Genomic DNA, 21,212 nt, shown 5'->3' on the forward strand with positions numbered 1-21,212 from the left:
GACACCATGGCATCAAGCACGCTGAGCAGGGTCACCAAGGCCCTGCTGGCCCCCGCCCTGGCGCTCGGCGCCACCGTCGGCCTCGCCTCCGCCCCCGCCTCCGCCGCCATCTGGAACTCCTGCGACCAGTGGGGCCGGACCGACCTGAACGGCTACACGCTCTACAACAACATCTGGGGCGGCGGCGCCGGCAGCCAGTGCATCTGGGCCAACTCCGGTACGAACTGGGGCGTCTGGGCCAACCACCCCAACACCGGCGGCATCAAGTCGTACCCGAACCAGACGAAGGCGATCAACAAGTCGATCACCTCACTGACCTCGCTGACCAGCAGCTACAACGTCAGCGTCCCGTCGTCCGGCGCGTACAACACGTCGTACGACATCTGGGACACGGACCACGACTACGAGATCATGCTCTGGGTCAACAAGACCGGAGCCGTGGGCCCGCTCGGCACCTCGCAGGGCACGGTCAGCCTCGGCGGCCACTCCTGGAACGTCTTCAAGGGCACCAACGGCGCCAACGAGGTGTTCTCGTTCATCCGCACCTCCAACTCCAGCGCCGGCACCGTGAACATCCTGCCGATCCTGAAGTGGATCAAGGACACCAAGAAGTGGATGGGCAACGAGACCATCGGTGACGTGCAGTTCGGCTTCGAGATCACCTCGTCCTCCGGCGGGCTCGACTTCACCACCAACAACCTGACGGTCGGCAGCCGCTGAACCCACGGTGAGCCGAAGGCCGCCGAGCAGGCCGAAGGGGACGGCCGGAGGACCTCCGTCGATCCGGCCGTCCCCTTCGGCGCGGCTACTCCGCCACCGGCAGCCGCGCCCCGTCCCTCAGGAACAGCGGGATCCGGTCCAGCGGGGCGTCGACCGTCACGTCCCGGCCGCCCCCGTAGGTCTCACCCGTCCACGCGTCCGTCCACGACGCCCCCGCCGGCAGATACGCCGTACGGGCCGTGGCGCCGGCCGTCAGCACCGGCGCGACCAGCAGGTCCGGGCCGAAGAGGTAGGAGTCGTCGACGGTCCAGGCCGCCGGATCGTCCGGGAACTCCAGGAACAGCGGCCGCATCACCGGCAGCCCCTCCTCGTGGGCGGCCCGCATGACGTCCAGCACATACGGCTTCAGCCGCTCGCGCAGCCGCAGGTACTTCTCCAGGACGGCCCCGGCCTCCTCCCCGTACGACCACACCTCGTTGGGGCCGCCGGTCATCTCCGGGCCCAGCGGCATGCCCGGGTCGCGGAAACCGTGCAGCCGCATCAACGGGGACAGCGCGCCGAACTGGAACCAGCGGACCATCACCTCCCGGTACGCCGGGTCGTCCGGGTCGCCGCCGTGGAAGCCGCCGATGTCCGTGTTCCACCACGGGATGCCCGACAGGGCCGTGTTCAGCCCGGCCGCGATCTGCCGCCGCAGCGTGGGGAAGTCGGTGCCGATGTCACCCGACCACAGGGCGGCGCCGTAGCGCTGGCTGCCCGCCCACGCCGAGCGGTTGAGGGTGACGATCTCCTCCTCGCCGGTCGCGAGCAGACCCTCGTAGAACGTGCGCGCGTTCTCAGCCGGATAGGCGTTGCCGACCTCAAGGCCCGGACCCGCCCAGTAGCGAAGGTTCTCCTGGAAGCCCGGCTTCAGCTCCGGCTCGCAGGCGTCCAGCCAGAACGCCGTGATGCCGTACGGGTCGAGGTAGTTCTCCTTCACCTTCGACCACACGAACTCCCGGGCCTCCGGGTTGGTCGCGTCGTAGAAGGCCACCTGGACCGTGGAGGCGACCTCCTTGTCGGGCCAGTCGGCGTGCGCCGTCGGGCCGTACTGGGTGCCGATGAACCAGCCGCGCTGCTCCAGGACCGGGTGGTTCTCGCTGAGCGGCGACACCGACGGCCAGACGCTCACCACCAGCTTGATGCCGAGTTCCTCCAGCTCCCGCACCATCGCCGCCGGGTCCGGCCACTGCTTCGGGTCGAACCTCCAGTCGCCGAGGTGCGTCCAGTGGAAGAAGTCGCAGACGATCGCCGAGATGGGCAGCCCCCGCCGCTTGTACTCCCGGGCCACCGCCATCAGCTCGTCCTGGGTGCGGTAGCGCAGCTTGCACTGCCAGAAACCCGCCGCCCACTCCGGCAGCATCGGGCTGCGGCCGGTCACCGCGCTGTAGCGGCGCTGGGCGCCGGCCGGATCGCCCGCCGTGATCCAGTAGTCGATCTGCCGCGCCGAGTCCGCGACCCACCGGGTGCCGTTGTGCGCCAGCTCCACCCGGCCGATCGCCGGGTTGTTCCACAGCAGGGTGTAGCCGCGGCTGGAGGTCAGCACCGGGATGCCCACCTCGGCGTTGCGCTGGATCAGGTCCAGCACCAGGCCCTTCTGGTCCAGCCGCCCGTGCTGGTGCTGGCCGAGGCCGTACAGCTTCTCGTCGTCGTAGGCGGTGAAGCGCTGCTCCAGGCGGTGGTGGCCGTTGCCGACGGCCGTGTAGAGGCGGGGGCCGGGCCACCAGAAGTGGGCGCGGTCCTCGGCGAGGATCTCGGCCGAGTCCTTGGTGCGCAGGAAGCGGATCAGGCCCTCGGCGTTCACCTCGACGGTGAGGGCGCCGACGGTCAGCAGTCCCCGGCCGTCCTCGATCTTCACCGTGGCCGGCGTCGCCGGAGCCTCGTCGAGCAGGGCGCCCGGCAGCCCTTCGAGGACGGGGCCGCCGAGCCGGGCCCGCACCCGGACCGCGTCCGGCCCCCAGGGCTCGATCCGGACGGTCTCCTGGCGACCGCTCCACTCCAGTGCACGGCCCCGCTCGCGGAACGTGCCGACGGTAGGGGAGGACTGCGCAAGACTCACCTGGGGCTGGGTTTCAGCAGGCTGATTCACGAGGCGGGCTCCTGTGCGGAAGCAGACATGGGGGTGCCCCGGAAAGGGCGTTGTTCATCGGGCGGGTGACTACGACCGGCTCGGCGCCGGCCCCGTGCTGCCCCTTACCGTCAGCTCGGGCGCGATCAGCACGACCTCGTCGCTGCCGCGTCCGCCGAGCTTGGCGACCAGGTGGTCCACGGCGTGCCGGCCCATCTCCTGGGCGGGGATGGCCACCGACGTGAGCCGCACCGAGGCCTGCAGCGCGACCTGATCGGGGCAGATCGCGACCACCGACATGTCCTCCGGCACCGCCCGGCCCTGCTGCCGCAGCAGCGCGAGCAGCGGCTCGACGGCCGACTCGTTCTGCACGATGAGCCCCGAGGTGCCCGGGCGTTCGTCGAGGATCCTGGCGAGGGTGACCGCCATCGCGTCGTATCCGCCCTCGCACGGCCGGTGCAGCAGCCGCACGCCGAGCTCCCGGGAGCGGGACCTGAGCCCGTCGAGGGTGCGCTCGGCGAAGCCCGTGTGCCGCTCGTAGACGGCCGGGGCCTCGCCGATGACGGCGACGTCCCGGTGCCCCTGCTCGGCCAGGTGCTCCACGCACAGCGCGCCCGTCGCCCGGAAGTCCAGGTCGACGCAGGTCAGTCCCGCGGTGTCGGCGGGCAGACCGATCAGCACGGACGGCTGGTCCGACGCGCGCAGCAACGGCAGCCGCTCGTCGTCGAGTTCGACGTCCATGAGGATCATTCCGTCGGCGAGCCCGCTGCCCGCCACCCGGCGCACCGCGTCGGGGCCCTCCTCACCGGTGAGCAGCAGCACGTCGTACCCGTGGGCGCGGGCCGAGGTCGCCACGGCGATGGCGATCTCCATCATCACCGGCACGTACATGTCCGTGCGCAGCGGGACCATGAGCGCGATGATGTTCGACTTGCTGCTGGCCAGGGCGCGGGCCCCGGCGTTCGGGTGGTACCCGAGCTCGCGGATGCTCCGCTCGACCCGCTCCCGGGTGTTCGCGGAGATGGACCGCTTGCCGCTGAGGACATAGCTCACCGTGCTCGCCGAGACTCCGGCGTGCTGGGCGACCTCGGCAAGGGTGACCATCCAGCTCTCCAAGCTTGTGAAGCGCTTCGACAATGCGCGTAGCCGATACGGGTGGGTGAGGGTGGCTCGACAGTAGCCCCAGCAGGGGTGGGTGTCCATAGGTTGTCGAAGCGCTTCGATGCGGATTTCCCGAAGTGCTCTCAGGCCGGGCCACCACCGGGAGGGCGCCCCGATGCGCCCCCCTCGTCAGGCGCCCGACAAGTATCGGGGACGCTCCGTCCCCTTCGGCCGAACGGACGCGCGAGGACTGGTGGGAGGGTCCGGATTCGGGTACCAACGATCCAGTAGCACTGGTCGGTAACGAAACGGTCCGCCATCTTCCTAGTTGCGGCGAGGTGCCCCTCATGTCCGCTTCAACCACCCCTTCTTCCCGTCCCGCCGTCACCGAGCGGGAGGCCCGTGAGGTGGCGGAGGCCGCCCGGGAACAGCACTGGCGCAAGCCCAGCTTCGCCAAGGAGCTGTTCCTCGGCCGCTTCCGGCTCGACCTCATCCACCCCCACCCCCTCCCGGCCGACGAGGCGGCCCAGCGCGGCGAGGAGTTCCTCGCCAAGCTCCGCGACTTCGTCGAGACGAAGGTCGACGGGGCCCTCATCGAGCGCGAGGCCCGGATCCCCGACGAGGTGATCGACGGGCTCAAGGAGCTCGGCGCCTTCGGCATGAAGATCGACACCAAGTACGGCGGTCTCGGGCTCGGGCAGGTGTACTACAACAAGGCACTCGCCCTGGTCGGCTCCGCGAGCCCCGCCATCGGCGTCCTGCTCTCCGCGCACCAGTCGATCGGCGTGCCCCAGCCCCTGAAACTGTTCGGCACCCAGGAGCAGCGGGAGCGCTTCCTGCCGCGCTGCGCCCGCACGGACATCAGCGCCTTCCTGCTCACCGAGCCCGACGTCGGCTCCGACCCGGCCCGCCTGGCCACCACGGCCGTGCCCGACGGGGACGACTACGTCCTCGACGGTGTGAAGCTCTGGACCACCAACGGCGTCGTCGCCGACCTGCTGGTGGTCATGGCCCGGGTGCCGAAGTCCGAGGGCCACCGCGGCGGCATCACCGCCTTCGTCGTGGAGACCAACTCGCCGGGCGTCACGGTCGAGAACCGCAACGCCTTCATGGGTCTGCGCGGCATCGAGAACGGTGTCACCCGCTTCCACCAGGTCCGCGTCCCCGCCGCCAACCGAGTCGGCGAGGAGGGCCAGGGCCTGAAGATCGCCCTGACCACCCTCAACACCGGGCGGCTGTCGCTGCCGGCCTCCTGCGTGGCGGCCGGCAAGTGGTGCCTGAAGATCGCCAGGGAGTGGTCGGCGGCCCGCGAGCAGTGGGGCAAGCCCGTCGCGCACCACGAGGCGGTCGGCTCCAAGATCTCCTTCATCGCGGCCACCACCTTCGCCCTGGAGGCCGTCACGGACCTGGCCTCGCAGATGGCCGACGAGGACCGCAACGACATCCGCATCGAAGGCGCACTCGCCAAGCTGTACGCCTCCGAGATGGCGTGGACGATGGCCGACGAGCTCGTCCAGATCCGCGGCGGCCGCGGCTTCGAGACGGCGGATTCCCTGCGGGCCCGCGGCGAGCGCGGCGTCCCGGCCGAACAGCTCCTGCGCGACCTGCGCATCAACCGCATCTTCGAGGGCTCGACCGAGATCATGCACCTGCTGATCGCGCGCGAGGCCGTCGACGCCCACCTCTCGGTCGCCGGTGATCTCATCGACCCCGAGAAGTCCCTCGGCGACAAGGCCAGGGCGGGTGCGAACGCGGGCGTCTTCTACGCCAAGTGGCTGCCCAAACTGGTCGCCGGCCCCGGCCAGCTCCCGGCCTCCTACGGCGAGTTCAAGCACGAAGTGGACCTCTCCGGCCATCTGCGGTACGTCGAGCGGACCGCCCGCAAGCTCGCCCGGTCCACCTTCTACGCCATGTCCCGCTGGCAGGGCCGGATGGAGTCCAAGCAGGGCTTCCTCGGCCGGATCGTCGACATCGGCGCCGAGCTGTTCGCCATGAGCGCGTCCTGTGTGCGGGCCGAGCTGCTGCGCAGCCAGGGCGATCACGGCCGCGAGGCCTACCAGCTCGCCGACGTCTTCTGCCGCCAGGCCCGCATCCGGATCGAGGAACTCTTCACCCGGCTGTGGACCAACACCGACGACCTCGACCGCAAGGTCGTCAAGGGCGTCCTGTCCGGCACGTACGAGTGGCTGGAGCAGGGCATCGTGGACCCCTCCGGCGAGGGCCCCTGGATCGCGGACGCGACACCGGGACCGTCGCAGAAGGAGAACGTCCACCGGCCGATCCGGTAGCCGAGGCCCTCATGGGGGCGTGCATAGTCAAGGCGCGCGCCCCCATGAAGGGGATGCGCTGTCCTCACACACCGGCCTTGCGGCAACAATGGAGCAATGAGCGACAGTCCAGCCCCCCTCGCCGACCCGCACCTCGTCTACGACCCCCTCGCGGGCGACGGCCCCAAGGACGTGGTGATCCTCGGCTCCACCGGGTCCATCGGCACCCAGGCCATCGACCTCGTGCTGCGCAACCCCGACCGGTTCCGGGTCACCGGGCTGTCGGCCAACGGCGGCCGGGTCGCCCTCCTGGCCGAGCAGGCGTACCGGCTGCGGGTGCGGACGGTCGCGGTCGCCCGCGAGGACGTCGTGCCGGCCCTGCGCGACGCGCTCACCGCGCAGTACGGCACGGGCGAGCCGCTCCCCGAGATCCTCGCCGGCCCGGAAGCGGCCACCCGGCTCGCGGCGTCCGACTGCCACACCGTCCTGAACGGCATCACCGGCTCCATCGGACTCGCTCCGACCCTGGCCGCCCTGGAGGCGGGCCGCACCCTCGCGCTCGCCAACAAGGAGTCGCTCATCGTCGGCGGCCCGCTGGTCAAGGCACTCGCCAAGCCCGGGCAGATCATCCCGGTCGACTCCGAGCACGCCGCCCTCTTCCAGGCCCTGGCCGCCGGCACCCGCGCCGACGTCCGCAAGCTGGTCGTCACCGCCTCCGGCGGCCCCTTCCGCGGCCGCAGCAAGGCCGAGCTGGCGAGCGTCACCGTCGAGGACGCCCTCGCCCACCCCACCTGGGCCATGGGCCCGGTCATCACGATCAACTCCGCGACCCTCGTCAACAAGGGCCTGGAGGTCATCGAGGCACACCTCCTCTACGACATTCCCTTCGACCGCATTGAGGTCGTCGTGCATCCCCAGTCGTATGTCCACTCGATGGTTGAGTTCACGGATGGATCGACACTGGCCCAGGCGACCCCGCCCGACATGCGCGGGCCCATCGCCATCGGCCTCGGCTGGCCCGAGCGCGTGCCCGACGCCGCCCCCACCTTCGACTGGAGCAAGGCCTCGACCTGGGAGTTCTTCCCGCTCGACAACGAGGCCTTCCCCTCGGTGAACCTCGCCCGGCACGTGGGTGAGCTCGCGGGCACGGCCCCGGCCGTGTTCAACGCGGCCAACGAGGAGTGCGTGGAGGCGTTCCGCCAGGGCGCGCTGCCCTTCGACGGGATCATGGACACCGTCACCCGGGTCGTCGAGGAGCACGGCACCCCGCGTACGGGAACCTCGCTCACCGTGTCGGACGTCCTCGAAGCGGAGACCTGGGCGCGGACCCGGGCCCGGGAACTGGCGGCACAGACGGCGGAGGCCCGTGCATGACGACCCTGATGTTCATCCTCGGCATACTCCTCTTCGCGGTCGGCCTGCTCGTCTCGATCGCGTGGCACGAGCTGGGGCACCTCTCGACCGCCAAGCTCTTCGGCATCCGCGTGCCGCAGTACATGGTCGGCTTCGGCCCCACCCTCTTCTCGCGCAACAAGGGCGAGACGGAGTACGGCATCAAGGCCATCCCGTTCGGCGGCTACATCCGCATGATCGGCATGTTCCCGCCCGGCCCCGACGGCCGGATGGAGGCCCGCTCCACCTCCCCGTGGCGCGGCATGATCGAGGACGCCCGCACCGCCGCCTACGAAGAGCTCAAGCCGGGCGACGAGAACCGCATGTTCTACACGCGCGCCCCCTGGAAGCGCGTGATCGTGATGTTCGCGGGCCCCTTCATGAACCTGATCCTGGCGGTGGCGCTGTTCCTCACCGTCCTGATGGGCTTCGGCATCACCCAGCAGACCACCACGGTCAGCTCGGTCTCCCAGTGCGTCATCGCGCAGAGCGAGAACCGCGACAAGTGCGAGAAGGGCGACCCGGCCGCCCCCGCCGCCGCGGCGGGCCTCAAGGCGGGCGACAAGATCGTCTCCTTCGACGGGGCGCGGACCGACGACTGGAACAAGCTGTCCGACCTGATCCGCGCCACCCCCGGCAAGGAGGTGCCGATCGTCGTCGAGCGGGACGGCAAGGACGTCACCCTGCAAGCGAAGATCGCCACCAACCAGGTCGCCAAGAAGGACTCCGGCGGCCAGATCGTCGAGGGGCAGTACGTCCAGGCCGGATTCCTCGGTTTCAGCGCCGCCACCGGCGTGGTCAAGCAGGACTTCGGCGAGTCCGTGACCTGGATGGGCGACCGCATCGGCGAGGCCGTCGACTCCCTCGCCGCACTCCCCGGCAAGATCCCGGCCCTGTGGAACGCGGCCTTCGACGGCGCCCCGCGCGAGGCGGACTCCCCGATGGGCGTGGTCGGAGCGGCCCGTGTCGGCGGTGAGATCTTCACCCTCGACATCCCGCCCACCCAGCAGCTGGCCATGGCCCTGATGCTGGTCGCGGGATTCAACCTCTCCCTGTTCCTGTTCAACATGCTCCCGCTGCTGCCGCTCGACGGCGGCCACATCGCGGGCGCGCTGTGGGAGTCGCTGCGCCGCAACACGGCCAAGGTGCTGCGCCGGCCCGACCCGGGCCCCTTCGACGTGGCGAAGCTCATGCCGGTGGCCTACGTCGTCGCCGGGATCTTCATCTGCTTCACGATCCTGGTCCTCATCGCCGACGTGGTGAACCCGGTGAAAATCTCCTAGTCATACGGCGTTCACGGCGGCCCGGCATGCTTTCCGCCGGGCCGCGTCCCATCGAGTGGCACGGCGGGTGGGATGTGCCCGCGCCGAGGCACGTGCCGTAATCTCGAAGCTCGGAGCCCGCTGCTCACGGGACCGGACCTTGATCCACGACTTGGGGTTGCACAGCAGATGACTGCGATTTCTCTCGGCATGCCGTCCGTTCCGACCAAGCTCGCCGAGCGCCGGAAGAGCCGCCAGATCCAGGTCGGGTCCGTGGCCGTCGGCGGGGACGCCCCCGTGTCGGTGCAGTCGATGACCACGACGCGCACCTCGGACATCGGCGCGACCCTCCAGCAGATCGCCGAACTGACCGCGTCCGGCTGCCAGATCGTCCGCGTCGCCTGCCCGACCCAGGACGACGCCGACGCGCTGGCGACCATCGCCCGCAAGTCGCAGATCCCGGTCATCGCCGACATCCACTTCCAGCCGAAGTACGTGTTCGCGGCCATCGAGGCCGGCTGCGCGGCGGTCCGCGTCAACCCGGGCAACATCAAGCAGTTCGACGACAAGGTCAAGGAGATCGCCAAGGCGGCCCGCGACCACGGCACCCCGATCCGCATCGGCGTCAACGCCGGCTCCCTCGACCGGCGCCTGCTCCAGAAGTACGGCAAGGCCACCCCCGAGGCCCTCGTCGAATCGGCCCTGTGGGAGGCGTCCCTCTTCGAGGAGCACGACTTCCGCGACATCAAGATCTCCGTCAAGCACAACGACCCGGTCGTCATGATCGAGGCCTACAAGCAGCTCGCCGCCCAGTGCGACTACCCGCTGCACCTCGGCGTCACGGAGGCGGGCCCGGCCTTCCAGGGCACCATCAAGTCTGCGGTCGCGTTCGGCGCGCTCCTCTCCCAGGGCATCGGCGACACGATCCGGGTCTCGCTCTCGGCGCCCCCCGCCGAGGAGGTCAAGGTCGGCCTCCAGATCCTGGAGTCCCTGAACCTCAAGGAGCGCGGCCTGGAGATCGTTTCCTGCCCGTCCTGCGGCCGCGCCCAGGTCGACGTCTACAAGCTCGCCGAAGAGGTCACGGCCGGCCTCACCGGCATGGACGTGCCGCTGCGCGTCGCCGTCATGGGCTGCGTCGTCAACGGCCCCGGCGAGGCCCGCGAGGCCGACCTCGGCGTCGCCTCCGGCAACGGCAAGGGCCAGATCTTCGTCAAGGGCGAGGTCATCAAGACCGTCCCCGAGTCCAAGATCGTCGAGACCCTCATCGAGGAGGCCATGAAGCTGGCCGAGCAGATGGAGAAGGACGGCGTGACCTCGGGCGAACCGTCGGTGGCGGTCGCGGGCTGAAGGCCGGCTCCCCGCGCCCGCAAGGGGTGCGGGGAACCGGGCGACCAGCCACAGACGTCCCGCACCCGCCCGGCAACCGGACGCCCCGAGCTCCGGGGCGTCCCACCCAGGCAGCGCAGCTATAGTGCGGAGACCAGCAACCCCAGTTCGTGAGGCCCCGCACGTGTTGACGCAGACCACCTCACGGGTCCTCGAACCGAGCGACCTGGACGCCGCGCTCGCCGTCCTCGACCGCGAGCCCGTCGCGAACGCCTTCGTGACGTCCCGCGTGCAGGTCGCCGGCCTCGACCCGTGGCGGCTCGGCGGCGAGATGTGGGGCTGGTACGAGGACGGCATACTCACCTCCCTCTGCTACGCCGGTGCCAACCTGGTCCCGATCTGCGCCGGCCCGCGCGCCGTCCGCGCCTTCGCCGACCGCGCCCGCCGGGCCGGTCGCCGCTGCTCCTCCATCGTCGGCCCCTCCGGCCCCACCTCCGACCTGTGGCGGCTGCTGGAACCCCAGTGGGGGCCGGCCCGCGACATCCGCCGCCACCAGCCGCTCATGATCACCGACCGGCTCCCGGACGGCGTCACCCCGGACCCCTACGTCCGTCGCGTCCGCAAGGACGAGATGGAGAAGATCATGCCGGCCTGCGTGGCGATGTTCACCGAAGAGGTCGGCGTCTCCCCGCTGGCCGGCGACGGCGGCCTGCTCTACCAGGCCCGCGTCGCCGAACTCGTCGGCTCCGGCCGCGCCTTCGCCCGCTTCGACTCCGACGGCAAGGTCGTCTTCAAGGCCGAGATCGGCGCCGCGACGGACCGCGCCTGCCAGATCCAGGGCGTGTGGGTGGCCCCCGAATACCGCGGCACCGGCATGGCGGCCCCCGGCATGGCGGCCGTCCTGCGCTACGCCCTCGCCGACGTCGCCCCGGTCGTCAGCCTGTACGTCAACGACTTCAACACGGCGGCCAGGCGGGCGTACACACGCGTGGGCTTCCAAGAGGTCGGCGCCTTCATGAGCGTCCTGTTCTGAAGCACTCTCAGGGGCGCGGGGAACTGCGCGGGCAACCCCGCACAACCCGCACCCGGCTGATAACCGAAATCCCCCTGTAGGCTCCCCGCATGGACCTCGTGATCGGCCCACTCGACCTCTCCGCCCACGTCGACGAGGCCCTGGCCGTCCAAGCCGTGGCCTTCGGTCTCGGCCCCGACGAAGTCGCAGTCCGCCGCCAGATCGTCCTCCGCCACATGACCTACCCAGGAGCGAGGGCCCTCGGCGCCAGCACCGCCGAACGCCTGGTCGGCTTCGTCTACGGCATGCCCAACGACCGCACCCACTGGTGGTCCACCGTCGTGGAGCCCTACCTCCGCGCCCAGCACAACGACCACTGGCTCGACGACTCCTTCGTGATCACCGAGCTGCACGTCCACCCCGCGTACCAGAACCGCGGCCTCGGACGCTCCCTGATCACCACGATCACCGACGGCGCCGACGAACCCCGTTCGATCCTCTCCGCGATCGACACCGAGAGCCCCGCACGCGCCCTCTACCGCTCCCTCGGCTACCAGGACCTCGCCCGCCAGGTCCTCTTCCCCAGCGCCCCCAAGCCGTACGCGGTGATGGGAGCCCCGCTCCCGCTCCTGCGCCGTTAACCGATTTCCACCCCCGCGCACCCCCCGGATAACCTCCTGCCATCACCCTCCCCCGCTCTCGGCTCCGCTCGAGCGGGGGGACACCCAGCAGCAGGAGCAGAGGAACCATGGCAAACGCACCGGTCCAGCGCATGTCCCAGTTGTTGGCGAAGACGTTGCGCGACGACCCGGCGGACGCCGAGGTCCTCAGCCACAAGCTCCTCGTCCGCGCCGGCTACGTGCGCCGCACCGCCGCCGGCATCTGGAGCTGGCTGCCCCTCGGCAAGAAGGTGCTCGCCAACGTCGAGCGGATCGTCCGTGAGGAGATGGACGCCGTCGGCGCCCAGGAGGTCCTGCTCCCCGCCATCCTCCCGCGCGAGCCCTACGAGGTCACCGGCCGCTGGGAGGAGTACGGCCCCGAGCTGTTCCGCCTCCAGGACCGCAAGGGCGGCGACTACCTCCTCGGCCCCACCCACGAGGAGATCTTCACCCTCCTGGTGAAGGACCAGGCGTCCTCCTACAAGGACCTGCCGGTCATCCTCTACCAGATCCAGAACAAGTACCGCGACGAGGCCCGCCCCCGCGCCGGCATCCTGCGCGGCCGCGAGTTCCTGATGAAGGACTCCTACTCCTTCGACACCGAGGACGAGGGCCTCGCCCAGTCCTACGCCCTGCACCGCGAGGCGTACCAGAAGATCTTCGCGCGCCTCGGCCTCGACTACCGCATCTGCGCCGCCACGGCCGGCGCGATGGGCGGCTCCAAGTCCGAGGAGTTCCTCGCCCCGGCCGAGGCCGGCGAGGACACCTTCGCCGACTGCCCGAACTGCGACTTCGCCGCCAACACCGAGGCGATCACGTACGAGCTGAAGCCCGTCGACGGCTCGGGCGTGCCCGCCGCCGAGGACATCCCCACCCCCGACACCCCGACCATCGAGACGCTCGCCGCCCACCTCGGCGTCCCGGCCTCGGCCACGCTGAAGAACCTCCTCGTGAAGGTCGACGGCGAGATCGTCGCCGTCGGCGTCCCCGGGGACCGCGAGGTCGACATGGACAAGGTCGAGGCGCACTTCGCCCCGGCCGCCGTCGAGCTGGTCACCGAGACCGACTTCGCCGCCCGCCCCGACCTGGTCCGCGGCTACGTGGGACCGCAGGGCCTGGACAAGGTCACGTACATCGCCGACCCGCGCGTCGCCCCGGGCACGGCCTGGATCACCGGCGCCAACAAGGCCGGCACGCACACCAGGAACGTTGTCTCGGGCCGCGACTTCGAGGTCGACGAGTACGTCGACGTCGTGGTCGTCCAGGAGGGCGACCCCTGCCCCAAGTGCGGCACCGGCCTCGTCCTCGACCGGGCCATCGAGATCGGCCATATCTTCCAGCTGGGCCGCAAGTACGCCGACGCCCTCAAGCTCGACGTCCTCGGCCAGAACGGCAAGCCGGTCCGCGTCACCATGGGCTCCTACGGCATCGGCGTCTCCCGCGCGGTGGCCGCCCTCGCCGAGCAGAGCGCCGACGACAAGGGCCTGTGCTGGCCCGCCGAGGTCGCCCCGGCCGACGTCCACGTGGTCGCCGCCGGCAAGGCCCTCCAGACGGAACTGGCCCTGGACATCTCCCAGAAGCTGGCCGCCGCCGGTGTCCGCGTCCTGGTCGACGACCGCCCCGGCGTCTCCCCGGGCGTCAAGTTCACCGACTCCGAGCTGATCGGCGTACCGCAGATCCTGGTGGCGGGCCGGCGCGCGGCCGACGGCGTCGTGGAGCTGAAGGACCGCCGCACCGGCGAGCGCGAGGAACTGACGGTCGAGGAGGCCGTCGCCCGCCTCACGGCGTAGCAGGGAAAGGGCCGTTGCCGTGCGGCAACGGCCCGCGACCGGCATCGACGCCGCTGTGAGCGTTCCGCAGGCGGAGCGCTCACAGCCAGGTCGCGAACTCCAGCAGCAGCTCCGCGTCGCGCGGCCGCCCGACCCGTCCCGCCCGCACGCCCGACTCCACGGCCCGGAACAGCGTCCAGCCCCGCAGCCGCTCCTGGTCCACGTCCAGGGACTCGGCGAGCCGCTTCACCCGGCGCCGGGTCGTTGCCGCGCCGGACGGCTGGGCGATCAGGTCCTCCACCCGGTCCCGGACCAGCCGGGCCAGATCGAAGGCGCACTCGCCGACCACCGGGTCGGGCCCCACGGCCAGCCACGGCATCCGCTCCCCGCCGAGCACCTTGCTCTGCCGGAACGTGCCGTGCAGCAGCCGGTGCTCCGGCGGCGCCGCCACCAGCTCCTCGCGCGCCGCGAGCGCCATGTCCACCAGCGGGGCCACCTCGGGCTCGGTCCTGGCCCGGGCGCGCATCGCCTCGGCCTGCCGCCCGGTCCGCTCCGCCACGGTTTCGAAGGGGAACCCGGCGGGCGGCTCCACCCACAGCCGCCGCAGCGTCCCCGCGGCCTCCAGCAACGCCTTCGCCTCCGGCAGCGACCGCACCGACACATCCGGGTGCAGCCGCTCCAGCAGCAGCACGCCCTCGGTCGGCAAGGACGCGAGCAGCTGCACGGCACCCCGCCCGGCCCAGTGCGCGAGTGCGGCGCGCTCCGCCTCGGGGCGGGCCCGGCCCGGCGCCAGCTTGAGCACGGCGGGTGTCCCGTCGGCCGTTCGCACCAGCAGCACCAGGCTGCTGCGCCCGCCGGGCACCTGCACCCGCTCCACGGTCAACTCGCTCAGCGCGACGGCCCGCTGCGCCGCCTCGGGCAGCTTCTCCAGCCAGTCGTCACCGTCCGGCGCCGTCTCACCGAGCGCCCTGACCAGACGCTTCGGCGGTTCGAAAACCATGCGCGAGTTGTTCCCTTCATGCTGTCCGCGGTGCGCGCCCTGCGCGGGTCACGCCGTCGGCGCCGCCGAGGGCGGGGCCGTGCCGGCCCGCTCGGCGAGCCCAGGGAAGGCTACGCTCTCGCCGCGCCAGCGCACCGCCCGCACCGCGGCCTCGCGCAGCGCTTCGACCGCCAGGGCCCGGCGCCCGCCGCCCGCGGCGCGCACCAGATCGGCGTACACCCCGGCCACCCTGTCCTCGAGCTCGGCGGCGAGCCGCACGGCCGCCGCGGAGTCCGGCACCGGGAAGGGCAGCGCGTAACCGGCGGACGCGGCCACCGGCCGGCCCCCCAGGTCCTTCACCTCACGCACCAGCGCGTCCCTGCGCGCCCGGTGCGCGTCGTACGCCGTGACCGCCTCCCCACGCTTGCCGTCGCCGATCCTCCCGCCGACGACGCCGTACCCGTAGACCGCCGCGTGCTCGGCCGCCAGCGCCGCCTGCAGGGCCCGCAGCTCCCGGTCCTTCTGCTCGCTCACGCGGCACCCTCCGTCAGCAGATACACGTGCGCGGCCCCGGCCGCCGCAACCGACGCCAGCAAACGCGCCAGCTCACCCGGAACCCCGCCCAGCGCCTTGACCCGCCGGTCGGCGAGGTCCCGCTCCGCAGCGGCGAGCCCGGCGAGCGCGTCCTTGTCGTTCCCCGGCACCGTCGTGGCCGGTGACGGCGAGACCGTCGCGGAACCCGAGGCGGACGCGGACGGCGAACCAGAGGCGGATGCGGACGGCGACACCGAAGGGGACCCCGAAGGCGATGCCGTCGGGTCACCGCCGAACGCCTGCGCGTGCCGCACGACCTCCTCGCGCAGCGGCCGCAGCCGGCCCGCGAGCCCCGGCCGGGCGGAGATCACCGCGTCGTAGCGCTCCACCAGCCCCTCGCTGTCCCGGGCCGCACGCGCGCGTACCCGGTCGGCGGCCGACGGGCCGTCCCCGGCCGGGCCGCCGGAGTCCCCGCCGGTACAGCCCGTCAGGGCGAGGGCCGCCGGGGTGACGGCGAGCAGACTCCTTCTGCGCGGCCCCGAGCGGGCACGCGGCGATGGCGGGAACGGCACGTCAGACGTCCTCGGGGCTCGTGCGGGAAACATTCGCGAACGACTCGAATGATGGGGAGGGGTACAACAGGTGGTCGAGGGGCGTGCGAGGGGTGTTCGGGAAAACGGCACTGCGAGGGCCGCACGCCCGTGATCACGGTACCCGGGCCCCCGCCCGGCATCACTCAGCGGCACCGTTCGTGACCGGGTGGACGGCAACACTCCCCGCGACCGGATACCCTTTGACCAGACACGCGACCCATCCCACAACAGCACACGCGGCCGAGGAGTCACCCGGATGAGCACCACCCAGAGCGAGAGGCTGCGAGAGCTACTGGAACCGCTCGTCAGCTCCCAGGGCCTGGATCTCGAGGAGATCGAGGTGGACTCCGTCGGACGCAAGCGTGTGCTGCGCGTCGTCGTCGACTCGGACACGGGCGCCGACCTGGACCAGATCGCCGATGTGAGCCGCGCGCTCTCGGCGAAGCTCGACGAGACGGACGCGATGGGCGAGGGCGAGTACACCCTCGAGGTCGGCACCCCGGGCGCGGAGCGCCCCCTCACGGAACACCGGCACTACGTCCGCGCCACGGACCGGCTGGTGAAGTTCCAGCTGGCCGAGACCGGTGAGCTGGTCGCCAGGATCCTGAAGGTCGACGACGACGGTGTCGACACCGAGGTGCCCGGAGTGAAGGGCCGCAAGGCCACCGCACGCCGAATCGCCTTCGACGACATCGTCCGGGCGCGTGTCCAGGTCGAATTCAGCCGCAAGGACAAGAAGGAAGAGGAGGCGTAGCCGTGGACATCGACATGAGCGCCCTGCGGGGCTTGGTTCGGGAGAAGGAGATCTCCTTCGACCTGCTGGTCGAGGCGATCGAGTCGGCCCTCCTCATCGCCTACCACCGCACCGAGGGAAGCCGCCGCCACGCGCGCGTGGAGCTCAACCGGGAGACCGGCCATGTGACCGTGTGGGCGAAGGAGGACCCCGACGACCTCGAGGAGGGCCAGGAGGCCCGCGAGTTCGACGACACCCCGTCCGGCTTCGGCCGTATCGCCGCCACCACGGCCAAGCAGGTCATCCTGCAGCGCCTGCGCGACGCCGAGGACGACGCGACGCTCGGCGAGTACGCCGGCCGTGAGGGCGACATCGTCACCGGTGTGGTCCAGCAGGGCCGCGACCCGAAGAACGTGCTCGTCGACATCGGCAAGCTCGAGGCGATCCTGCCCGTGCAGGAGCAGGTGCCGGGGGAGACCTACCCGCACGGCATGCGCCTGCGCTCCTACGTCGTCCGCGTGGCCAAGGGCGTACGCGGGCCCTCCGTCACCCTTTCGCGCACGCACCCCAGCCTGGTGAAGAAGCTCTTCGCCCTGGAGGTGCCGGAGATCGCCGACGGTTCGGTGGAGATCGCCGCGATCGCCCGTGAGGCCGGTCACCGCACGAAGATCGCCGTCCGGTCCACCCGCTCCGGCCTGAACGCCAAGGGCGCCTGCATCGGCCCCATGGGTGGCCGCGTGCGCAACGTCATGGGCGAGCTGAACGGCGAGAAGATCGACATCGTCGACTGGTCGGAGGACCCGGGGGAGATGGTGGCGAACGCGCTGTCCCCGGCCCGGGTCTCCAAGGTGGAGATCGTGGACATGGCGACCCGGTCGGCCCGTGTGACCGTGCCCGACTACCAGCTGTCCCTGGCCATCGGCAAGGAGGGGCAGAACGCCCGCCTCGCGGCAAGGCTGACCGGCTGGCGGATCGACATCCGTCCGGACACGGAACCGGCCGGGAACGGCTCCGGGGAATAGATCCAAGCCGCGCGCCGTTCAGATCACGACAGGTTCGTGCGCGGAACTGTTCGAATCCTGCCCCAAAGGGGTGAGGCGCCTACGGGGAGGTAGACTTAACGGTGTCTGGCCGGACGCGCGCCCGCGCATGCCCTGAACGCACCTGTGTGGGGTGTCGGGAGCGAGCGGCCAAGGCCGAACTGCTGCGGATCGTAGCGATCAAGGACGCGTGCGTCCCTGATCCACGCGGTACGCTGCCCGGCCGGGGTGCTTACGTGCACCCCGCACCGGTCTGTCTCGACCAGGCGGTACGCCGCCGGGCGTTCCCGAGGGCACTGCGCGTCCCGGGACCGCTCGACACAAAGGCGTTGCGCCAGTACGTCGAGCAGACGACAGTTGCCGAGCAGGCAACACGGTAAGACGTGCCGTACGGAACCCCGTGCGGCTAGGTACCTCGCGAGTCGAAAGCAGGTCGAGATTGCGATGAGCACTCGATGAGTACGCGATGAGTACGCCCATGAACTAGCGACGGTCCGGACGCAACCCGGACCTCAAAGGAGCGAAGTGGCTAAGGTCCGGGTCTACGAACTCGCCAAGGAGTTCGGCGTCGAGAGCAAGGTCGTCATGGCCAAGCTCCAGGAACTCGGTGAATTCGTCCGTTCGGCGTCTTCGACGATCGAAGCGCCCGTTGTACGCAAGCTGACGGACGCCCTCCAGCAGGGCAGCGGTGGCGGCAAGCCCGCCCCCGCCCGCAAGGCTGCCCCGGCGAAGCCGGGCGCCCCCTCTCCCGCGCAGGCCGCCCGTCCGGCCGCCCCGCGCCCGCCGGCCCCCAAGCCGGCCGCCGAGAAGCCCGCGGCCCCCGCCGCGCCGGCCACTCCCGGCCCCCGTCCCACCCCGGGCCCGAAGCCCGCGCCGCGGCCCGCCCCGGCGTCCCCGGCGCCGACGACGCCCGAGTTCACGGCACCGCCGTCGGCTCCCGCCGCCCCGTCCTCGCCCCAGGGCTCCGGCCCGCGTCCGGGCGCCCCGCGTCCGGCCGGCCAGACCCCGCGTCCGGGTGCCCCGCGCCCGGGTGGCCCCGGCCAGGGCGGCCAGGGCCGTGGTGAGCGCGGCGACCGTCCCGGCGCCCCGCGTCCGGGTGGCGGTGCCCCGCGTCCCGGTGCCCGTCCGGCGGGTCCCCGTCCGGGCAACAACCCCTTCACCTCCGGTGGCTCCACCGGCATGGCGCGCCCGCAGGCGCCCCGTCCGGGTGGTGCCCCGCGTCCGGGCGGCCCCGGTGCGCCCGGTGGTGCTCCGCGTCCGCAGGGCCAGGGCGGCCAGGGCGGTCCCCGCCCGCAGGGTGCCGGCGGCGGTCCTCGTCCGCAGGCTCCGGGCGGCGCGCGTCCGACCCCGGGCGGCATGCCCCGTCCGCAGGGCGGCGGCCCCCGTCCCGGCGGCGGTCCCCGTCCGAACCCCGGCATGATGCCGCAGCGTCCGGCTGCCGGCCCGCGTCCCGGTGGCGGTGGCCCCGGCGGCCGCGGTCCCGGCGGCGGCGGTCGCCCCGGGGGCGGCGGCGGTCGTCCGGGCGGCGGTTTCGCCGGTCGTCCCGGTGGCGGCGGTGGCGGTTTCGCCGGTCGTCCCGGTGGTCCCGGCGGCGGCGGTGGCGGTTTCGCCGGCCGTCCCGGTGGTCCCGGCGGCGGCGGCCGTCCCGGCTTCGGTGGCCGTCCCGGCGGTCCCGGTGGCCGTGGTGGCACGCAGGGTGCGTTCGGCCGTCCCGGCGGTCCGGCGCGTCGTGGCCGCAAGTCGAAGCGGCAGAGGCGCCAGGAGTACGAGGCCATGCAGGCCCCGTCGGTCGGCGGTGTGATGCTGCCTCGCGGCAACGGCGAGACCGTTCGCCTGTCGCGCGGTGCCTCGCTCACCGACTTCGCGGAGAAGATCAACGCCAACCCGGCGTCGCTCGTCGCGGTCATGATGAACCTCGGCGAGATGGTCACGGCCACGCAGTCCGTCTCCGACGAGACGCTGCAGCTCCTCGCCGACGAGATGAACTACACGGTTCAGATCGTCAGCCCGGAGGAGGAGGACCGCGAGCTCCTCGAGTCCTTCGACATCGAGTTCGGCGAGGACGAGGGCGACGAGGAGGACCTGATGGTCCGCCCGCCGGTCGTCACCGTCATGGGTCACGTCGACCACGGTAAGACCCGGCTCCTCGACGCCATCCGCAAGACGAACGTCATCGCGGGCGAGGCCGGCGGCATCACCCAGCACATCGGTGCCTACCAGGTCGCGACCGAGGTCAACGACGAAGAGCGCAAGATCACCTTCATCGACACCCCGGGTCACGAGGCGTTCACCGCCATGCGTGCCCGTGGTGCCCGGTCGACCGACATCGCGATCCTGGTCGTCGCGGCCAACGACGGCGTCATGCCGCAGACGGTCGAGGCGCTCAACCACGCCAAGGCGGCCGAGGTCCCGATCGTCGTCGCGGTCAACAAGATCGACGTCGAGGGTGCGGACCCGACCAAGGTGCGCGGCCAGCTGACCGAGTACGGCCTGGTGGCCGAGGAGTACGGCGGCGACACGATGTTCGTCGACATCTCCGCCAAGCAGGGGCTGCACATCGACTCCTTGCTGGAGGCCGTGATCCTCACCGCCGACGCCTCGCTCGACCTGCGGGCCAACCCGAACCAGGACGCGCAGGGCATCTCGATCGAGTCCCGCCTCGACCGCGGCCGCGGTGCCGTGTCGACGGTCCTCGTCCAGCGAGGCACGCTGCGGGTCGGCGACACCATGGTGGTTGGCGACGCGTACGGCCGCGTCCGGGCGATGCACGACGACAACGGCAACAGCGTCGCCGAGGCCGGTCCCTCGACGCCGGTCCAGGTCCTCGGCCTGACCAACGTCCCGGGTGCGGGCGACAACTTCCTGGTGGTCGACGAGGACCGTACGGCCCGTCAGATCGCCGAGAAGCGCGCCGCCCGTGAGCGCAACGCCGCGTTCGCCAAGCGCACGCGCCGCGTGTCGCTGGAGGACCTGGACAAGGTGCTGAAGGCCGGCGAGGTCCAGCAGCTGAACCTGATCATCAAGGGTGACGCTTCCGGATCCGTCGAGGCGCTCGAGTCCTCGCTGCTCCAGCTGGACGTCGGCGAAGAGGTCGACATCCGCGTCCTGCACCGCGGTGTCGGTGCGGTCACGGAGTCCGACATCGACCTGGCCATGGGCTCCGACGCCATCGTCATCGGCTTCAACGTGCGCGCCGCCGGGCGTGCGCAGCAGATGGCCGAGCGCGAGGGTGTCGACGTCCGGTACTACTCGGTCATCTACCAGGCGATCGAGGAGATCGAGGCGGCCCTCAAGGGCATGCTCAAGCCGGAGTACGAAGAGGTCGAGCTCGGTACGGCGGAGATCCGCGAGGTCTTCAAGTCGTCCAAGCTGGGCAACATCGCGGGTGTTCTCATCCGCTCCGGCGAGGTCAAGCGCAACACCAAGGCGCGCCTCATCCGCGACGGCAAGGTGGTCGCGGAGAACCTCAACATCGAGGGCCTGCGCCGCTTCAAGGACGACGTCACCGAGATCCGCGAAGGGTTCGAGGGCGGTATCAACCTCGGCAACTTCAACGACATCAAGGTCGACGACGTCATCGCGACGTACGAGATGCGCGAGAAGCCGCGCGTCTGACCTGAGTCACGATCGGGGCCGGTCGGCGGGACTTATTCCGTCGATCGGCCCCGGCCGTTGCGTGTACGGTTCCCGTATCGGCGTCGAAGCGTGGCGCCCGTAC

Annotated in this window: 17 protein-coding genes; 12 read left to right on the plus strand and 5 right to left on the minus strand. The window is 71.4% G+C overall.

Annotated features, from left to right (window positions below):
- Nucleotides 1–6: 6 nt before the first annotated feature.
- The gene (locus tag ACIQU3_RS26970; RefSeq protein WP_403736433.1) at nt 7–720 is read left to right on the plus strand and encodes a hypothetical protein; all 714 of its coding nucleotides are present in this window, start codon (nt 7–9) and stop codon (nt 718–720) included.
- Nucleotides 721–805: 85 nt separating this feature from the next.
- Here the strand turns inward: ACIQU3_RS26970 and ACIQU3_RS26975 are convergent, their stop codons facing one another.
- Together ACIQU3_RS26975 and ACIQU3_RS26980 are read right to left on the minus strand one after the other, a co-directional pair.
- Entirely contained in the window at nt 806–2,848 is a 2,043-nt protein-coding gene (locus tag ACIQU3_RS26975; RefSeq protein WP_403928112.1) for a TIM-barrel domain-containing protein, read from the minus strand.
- 69 nt (nt 2,849–2,917) lie between these two features.
- Nucleotides 2,918–3,931: a LacI family DNA-binding transcriptional regulator gene (locus tag ACIQU3_RS26980; protein WP_403928114.1), complete on the minus strand. Its 1,014-nt coding sequence runs from the start codon at nt 3,929–3,931 to the stop codon at nt 2,918–2,920.
- 344 nt (nt 3,932–4,275) lie between these two features.
- Between ACIQU3_RS26980 and ACIQU3_RS26985 the strand changes: the two genes are divergently transcribed.
- The 7 genes from ACIQU3_RS26985 to ACIQU3_RS27015 all read left to right on the plus strand — a co-directional run bounded on the left by ACIQU3_RS26985 (nt 4,276) and on the right by ACIQU3_RS27015 (nt 13,636).
- Nucleotides 4,276–6,216 (plus strand): acyl-CoA dehydrogenase family protein, encoded by a 1,941-nt coding sequence (locus ACIQU3_RS26985; RefSeq protein ID WP_403928116.1) that lies wholly within the window; start codon nt 4,276–4,278, stop codon nt 6,214–6,216.
- Nucleotides 6,217–6,312: 96 nt separating this feature from the next.
- A complete protein-coding gene (gene dxr, locus ACIQU3_RS26990; protein WP_403736422.1) occupies nt 6,313–7,569 on the plus strand; it encodes a 1-deoxy-D-xylulose-5-phosphate reductoisomerase in 1,257 nt (418 codons plus the stop codon).
- Between the two features lie 8 nt (nt 7,570–7,577).
- Nucleotides 7,578–8,870, plus strand: a complete 1,293-nt coding sequence (locus ACIQU3_RS26995; RefSeq protein WP_403737090.1) for a M50 family metallopeptidase — start codon at nt 7,578–7,580, stop codon at nt 8,868–8,870.
- Nucleotides 8,871–9,038: 168 nt separating this feature from the next.
- Entirely contained in the window at nt 9,039–10,196 is a 1,158-nt protein-coding gene (gene ispG / locus ACIQU3_RS27000) for a flavodoxin-dependent (E)-4-hydroxy-3-methylbut-2-enyl-diphosphate synthase (protein WP_234849936.1), read from the plus strand.
- A 163-nt stretch (nt 10,197–10,359) separates the two neighbouring features.
- A complete protein-coding gene (locus tag ACIQU3_RS27005; protein ID WP_403736417.1) occupies nt 10,360–11,208 on the plus strand; it encodes a GNAT family N-acetyltransferase in 849 nt (282 codons plus the stop codon).
- Nucleotides 11,209–11,297: 89 nt separating this feature from the next.
- Nucleotides 11,298–11,828 (plus strand): GNAT family N-acetyltransferase, encoded by a 531-nt coding sequence (locus ACIQU3_RS27010; protein WP_403736411.1) that lies wholly within the window; start codon nt 11,298–11,300, stop codon nt 11,826–11,828.
- A 107-nt stretch (nt 11,829–11,935) separates the two neighbouring features.
- Nucleotides 11,936–13,636, plus strand: coding sequence for a proline--tRNA ligase (locus ACIQU3_RS27015; RefSeq protein WP_403928119.1), 1,701 nt, complete (start codon nt 11,936–11,938; stop codon nt 13,634–13,636).
- 79 nt (nt 13,637–13,715) lie between these two features.
- On the opposite strand, the gene ACIQU3_RS27020 is transcribed toward ACIQU3_RS27015, so the two are convergent.
- From ACIQU3_RS27020 to ACIQU3_RS27030, 3 genes are read right to left on the minus strand one after another with little or no spacing between them, the layout of a single operon-like run.
- A complete protein-coding gene (locus tag ACIQU3_RS27020; RefSeq protein WP_403736401.1) occupies nt 13,716–14,615 on the minus strand; it encodes an aminoglycoside phosphotransferase family protein in 900 nt (299 codons plus the stop codon).
- A gap of 48 nt (nt 14,616–14,663) precedes the next feature.
- The gene (locus tag ACIQU3_RS27025; protein ID WP_403736398.1) at nt 14,664–15,128 is read right to left on the minus strand and encodes a ferritin-like domain-containing protein; all 465 of its coding nucleotides are present in this window, start codon (nt 15,126–15,128) and stop codon (nt 14,664–14,666) included.
- Entirely contained in the window at nt 15,125–15,700 is a 576-nt protein-coding gene (locus ACIQU3_RS27030) for a hypothetical protein (RefSeq protein WP_403736395.1), read from the minus strand. Before ACIQU3_RS27030 ends, ACIQU3_RS27025 begins: the two co-directional genes overlap by 4 nt.
- A gap of 277 nt (nt 15,701–15,977) precedes the next feature.
- Between ACIQU3_RS27030 and rimP the strand changes: the two genes are divergently transcribed.
- The 4 genes from rimP to infB all read left to right on the plus strand — a co-directional run bounded on the left by rimP (nt 15,978) and on the right by infB (nt 21,109).
- Nucleotides 15,978–16,475: a ribosome maturation factor RimP gene (gene rimP, locus ACIQU3_RS27035; protein WP_403736392.1), complete on the plus strand. Its 498-nt coding sequence runs from the start codon at nt 15,978–15,980 to the stop codon at nt 16,473–16,475.
- 2 nt (nt 16,476–16,477) lie between these two features.
- Nucleotides 16,478–17,476: a transcription termination factor NusA gene (nusA, locus tag ACIQU3_RS27040; protein ID WP_403736389.1), complete on the plus strand. Its 999-nt coding sequence runs from the start codon at nt 16,478–16,480 to the stop codon at nt 17,474–17,476.
- Between the two features lie 101 nt (nt 17,477–17,577).
- The gene (locus ACIQU3_RS27045) at nt 17,578–17,874 is read left to right on the plus strand and encodes a YlxR family protein (RefSeq protein WP_078955822.1); all 297 of its coding nucleotides are present in this window, start codon (nt 17,578–17,580) and stop codon (nt 17,872–17,874) included.
- A 145-nt stretch (nt 17,875–18,019) separates the two neighbouring features.
- Nucleotides 18,020–21,109, plus strand: coding sequence for a translation initiation factor IF-2 (infB, locus tag ACIQU3_RS27050; RefSeq protein ID WP_403736385.1), 3,090 nt, complete (start codon nt 18,020–18,022; stop codon nt 21,107–21,109).
- The last annotated feature ends 103 nt before the right edge of the window (nt 21,110–21,212 follow it).

Source organism: Streptomyces sp. NPDC101110 (assembly GCF_044759525.1).
Lineage (GTDB): Bacteria > Actinomycetota > Actinomycetes > Streptomycetales > Streptomycetaceae > Streptomyces.